The sequence below is a fragment of the Succinimonas sp. genome, assembly GCF_045225735.1.
Taxonomy (GTDB): Bacteria; Pseudomonadota; Gammaproteobacteria; order Enterobacterales; family Succinivibrionaceae; genus Succinimonas.
In genome coordinates, this window is record NZ_JBGVBR010000341.1 from 1 (window position 1) to 4,263 (window position 4,263).

At 49.1% G+C, this 4,263-nt stretch carries 4 protein-coding genes; 1 reads left to right on the plus strand and 3 read right to left on the minus strand.

What is annotated here, in order from left to right; genetic code table 11:
- From ACJROR_RS12020 to ACJROR_RS12030, 3 genes are all read right to left on the minus strand, one after another.
- The coding region (locus ACJROR_RS12020; RefSeq protein ID WP_406547236.1) for an AAA family ATPase at positions 1 to 827 on the minus strand (827 nt) is incomplete at its 3' end.
- 377 nt (positions 828 to 1,204) lie between these two features.
- On the minus strand, positions 1,205 to 1,480 hold the full coding sequence (locus tag ACJROR_RS12025; RefSeq protein WP_406037702.1) for a GIY-YIG nuclease family protein: 276 nt from the start codon (positions 1,478 to 1,480) through the stop codon (positions 1,205 to 1,207).
- The gene (locus ACJROR_RS12030; protein WP_406547237.1) at positions 1,477 to 2,043 is read right to left on the minus strand and encodes a DUF6398 domain-containing protein; all 567 of its coding nucleotides are present in this window, start codon (positions 2,041 to 2,043) and stop codon (positions 1,477 to 1,479) included. Before ACJROR_RS12030 ends, ACJROR_RS12025 begins: the two co-directional genes overlap by 4 nt.
- Before the next feature lie 853 nt (positions 2,044 to 2,896).
- On the opposite strand from ACJROR_RS12030, the gene ACJROR_RS12035 reads away from it, so the two are divergent.
- Positions 2,897 to 4,263 (plus strand): AAA family ATPase (locus ACJROR_RS12035; RefSeq protein WP_406547238.1); only part of this gene is annotated, 1,367 nt, incomplete at its 3' end.

Sequence of the window (4,263 nt, forward strand, 5' to 3'; positions counted from 1 at the left end):
TAGTATTCTCTGGTGAGAGTGAAGGAATTTGCGGCATTCATGAAGAGCGAGCAGTATACCGCCTGACAGAGCTGATATTCCGCTTCCCGGGAAACATCGGTGTGGACAAAGGTCAGAGCGACAGACTTCAGGAGGGAAAGAACCGCCGCAAGGTCATTGTCCAGAGCCAATTCTGAAATTCTGCTCTGGTTCTCGATGCAATTCCAGGGAATATGAGCCTTTTCGAGAGCATGCCTTTCAAACAGCATGCTTATGTAATAATTGGGAGTTTTGACAAAGGTGCCTTTCGTGGGTTTTCCGTAATACTCCGTAACCTCGTCCGCGCTCATCAGTGTCAGAAAACCCATATGGTACAGCAGGGAGATTCCCTGGGACATGTCCAGCCTGGTATTCGGAGAGGTTATTTTAACGGTAACGGGCAAGGCGCATTCCACCGGGCGTTTCTTAAGGAGCTCCGTTGTAAGCTTCTTCTGATTGTGTTCAGTCATCAGGTTCAGGTATCCGGAAAGTCTGGTGTAATCCGCATCATCGCCGGAGGCAAGCCTGAGCTTCGGAATTTTATAGTTTCGAGATCTGAGTTCGCTGATGAAATTCAGGCAAAGCGCGGCGTTGTAAACGGTATCCTTGCAGGTCTTTGCAAAGCGATAACCGGCATAGCGGCATTTCATCACTTCCCGCAGAGCTTCCGGCGTGTGCAGGCATTTACTAAAATCAACTGTCTCTTTAATAAGCTCCAGAACCTCATCATCAGTGAATCCGGCCAAACAGTTTACCTCCGGACGGTCGGACAGTTTTACGGATACAAATCCCGAAACCGCTGTATCCATGGTAACAGGTAGCACTCCGGTTAAAAAAATCCGTTCAATGTTCTTGGACTGGTTAAAGTTACGCAGAACATTGCATAAGGCGCCAATCTCGCCTTCTGCAATGCTTATAAACTCCCGGGGATTACTGCTAAAAATATCGGCTCTTCTGTATTTCGTGTTCTGATCAATTCAAAAACCGATAATGCTTCAGGGAGTTTTTTCATAATAAAACTTTAATGATGGTTAATAATGCGCCGGTCTTGCCGGACAGATGCGTATCCCTGCTGATGCAGTCTGTCGGAAACAGATGCGCGAAAAGCCGGATCTGAAATTTGCGGATTGCGGTATTGAGGAACAGAGCATGGAGACATGGTCTTAACGATCTCCGCGCCGGACTCCTAACCGCCGTTTTCCGCAGTCTCCTGATGTCCTGCCCCGCTCGCTATCAGGAGGAGCTTTTCCTTGCGGGAAAGTCTTTTGAGATGCCACTCCCGGCTCATGGCCTCGCGGCGGGTTTCGTACTCCTCAAAGTACACCAGCTCCGCCGGAAGCCGGGATCTGGTGTACTTCGCCCCCTGCCCGCTGTTATGAGCCCGGAGCCGCCGTTCCAGATCCGGAGTCCAGCCGCAGTAAAGAGTATTGTCGGAGCAGCGGAGGATATAAACGTAGTTCACTTCCCGTCCTTATCCGAACCGGACTTCCCGGCCGCCGCGGCTTTGGCGGCCTTCTCTTTTTGCTCCTGCTCCCGGAGTCCCGGAGCATAAGGAATAATGTGCTTCTTCACGCAGAGGAGCTGCATGGGGAGAGGCAGAGCCCGGGCGTCCAGGGGAATGCCGTTAATGGTTACCATCCACACAAAGGGATTGGCGTCCAGCATTGAAGGCAACACCCATTCCGGACGGGTATAGCTGATCTTCAGCATATCGGTGATAAGCCGCCCCTTGGCGCTGGCCGTGCTTTTGGAAAGCCCGAAGGGAGCCGCGAGCACCTCGGCTGTCATGTGCACGTCCTGGCTTTTATCAAAAATGAAGTTGGCGGAGCCGGCGGCGTACACGATCCCCGCAGCCCAGGTGTTCGCCCGGCCGGAGGTCAGGGGAGAAGGACGCTTCCGGCACAGCTTTTCCAGAATACGGAGGCACAGATCCCGGTACTCCTCGTTCAGATATTTTTCGCAGTACGGCTCGAGAACCGCGGCAATTTCGTCATATTTGCCCTGCATGGCTTTGGGAACTGCCATATTCAACTCCCTGTCTGTTGTCTGCATTTTTTTGCGCTGAACCCGGCACCGGAGATTCGGCCCGGAGATTCGGCATGGCGCCGCATTATCAGAATACCCCGGTTCCGGGGCCTAAGGCGCCGTTCAGTTACCCGGCGTTATAGCCTGCTGAGTCAGGCATGGCAAGATCTAACGGCAAATAACCCTCCGGATCTGCTGCCGGCATCAGAGAAAACACTTCCTCCGGGTTAGCCCCCAGCCCCTTTTCAAAATTGAACATAAATTTCGCAAAAAGGCATGGCGTCTCATTCCTCAGACAACTGAAAATCATGCAAAAAAACTTATAAAATAATCCCTCATGATACTTGACCGGTGCAGAATCCCGCTCTGTCACCAGCTTCGATATCCCCGGGCTCCGAAATCTCTCAGAGTTTTTGTTTGAATTATCTCGGAAAACAGCGGAACGGGAATCACAGCCAGACATGATTCGCGCAGGAACTTTTTCAGGTGCCGGAGTATAATGGCCTCGGGGACGAAACCGGAAAACGGCCGGGCTGTTTTTGGCATCTGCGGTCGCCGGACAATAACCAGAACGGCGCATCGAAGAGCCGCACAGATACAGACGGCACGCCAAACCCTAATGGTAACAGCTTCAGCAATGATAACCTTGAATTGAGACTTAAATTGTCCGGCCCCTGCCGGGCCTCAATCCAGGGGTGAACCGATATGTATGGCTTCTTAGTCATTCCGGGCAGCCCCCTGACGGATTACCATCACCAAAGAAGAGGCAGAAGAGATCTCTGTCTTTTCAGCAAGAGCGGGAAAGCCCGGAACTCCCGGTGCAGCCGGGCAGTTTTACAGAAGGAAAAGCGATATGGGAATCTTTTTGAACCCGAACGAAAAAAACAGCTTTAAAGATCTGCATGAATATGATCTCTTCGTTGATAAAACGGACTTTATTGCAGAAATCGCCAGCAGGATTGATAAGCCGAATAAGCTGGTTGCCTTTACGAAACCCCGGCGTTTCGGAAAAACTGTTACCGCTTACATGCTTGCCAGTTTTTTTTCCAAAGGAGCAAGCAGCAAATCCTTGTTTGCAGGCCTGAAGATATCCCGCTGCGTCATAAAGAAAAAAACAGATGATCAGAAAACCGAGCTTTCTTACGAGGATTATCTTAACAAGTTTAATGTCATATACTGGGACATGAACAGCATAGATGATGCTTTTCAGTCATACATGTCAGATGAGAGTCTTCATGTTGATTATGTGGACGATATTGTTGACTATTTGCAGTATGTGACATTGCTGGAAATCAGACAAAACCGGGAATTTGACGAAAAGATCAGCAAAGCTCCGCTGATTGGCAGAAAATCATTAAAACCGGCTCTGGTCGCAACTGAAGCTAAATTTGTTCTCATTATGGATGAATGGGATCTGATATACCGGGAATACCGGGATAACGATACACTGCAGAAAAAATTTATTAATATGCTCAAAGGTTTGTTCAAAGCCGGAGACGGCGTGGCCTGTTTTTCTCTGGCGTACCTTACTGGCATTCTTCCCATAAAGAAATACAATTCCCAGTCAGCTCTTAATAATTTCGATGAATATAACATGCTGCTGTCAGGAACATTTGCCCCGTATTTCGGCTTTACGGATGAAGAGGTCACGGAACTCTCCCTGCGGCCCCAATGCCATATTTCAAAAGATCAGCTTAAGGAATGGTATGAGGGATATAAATTCAGTCAGGATACCAAAGACAAAAAAAACAATGTCCTTATTGATGTTTATAATCCTAATTCTGTCTGCAACGCAATAACCAGAAATAAGTGCAGCAATTACTGGAGCAGCACATCGTCAAACGAAGAGGTAATCCGCCTCATAAACTTGAACCTTGACGGCATCAAGGATGATATCATCAGCCTTATTTCCGGCGGCCGCATCCAGTTTAACTGCGAATCCTTTCAGAACGATATGACAACCCTTGAATACAAAGATCAGATTTTTTCTCTTCTGGTATGTCTGGGGTATCTGGGATGCATCGATGAAGGAGAATTTCTGCGTACTGCATATGTGCCGAACCGGGAAATAAGATCCGTCCTAACCTCCATAGTAAGAAGGCAGCCCTGGTACAATGCCATGCCCGTTATCCAGCGTTCCGAAAAGCTCTTTCAGGCCATCAGATCCCTGGATGCCGAAACGACGGCGAAAATAGTCGGCGGCATTCATAACTCCCCCTA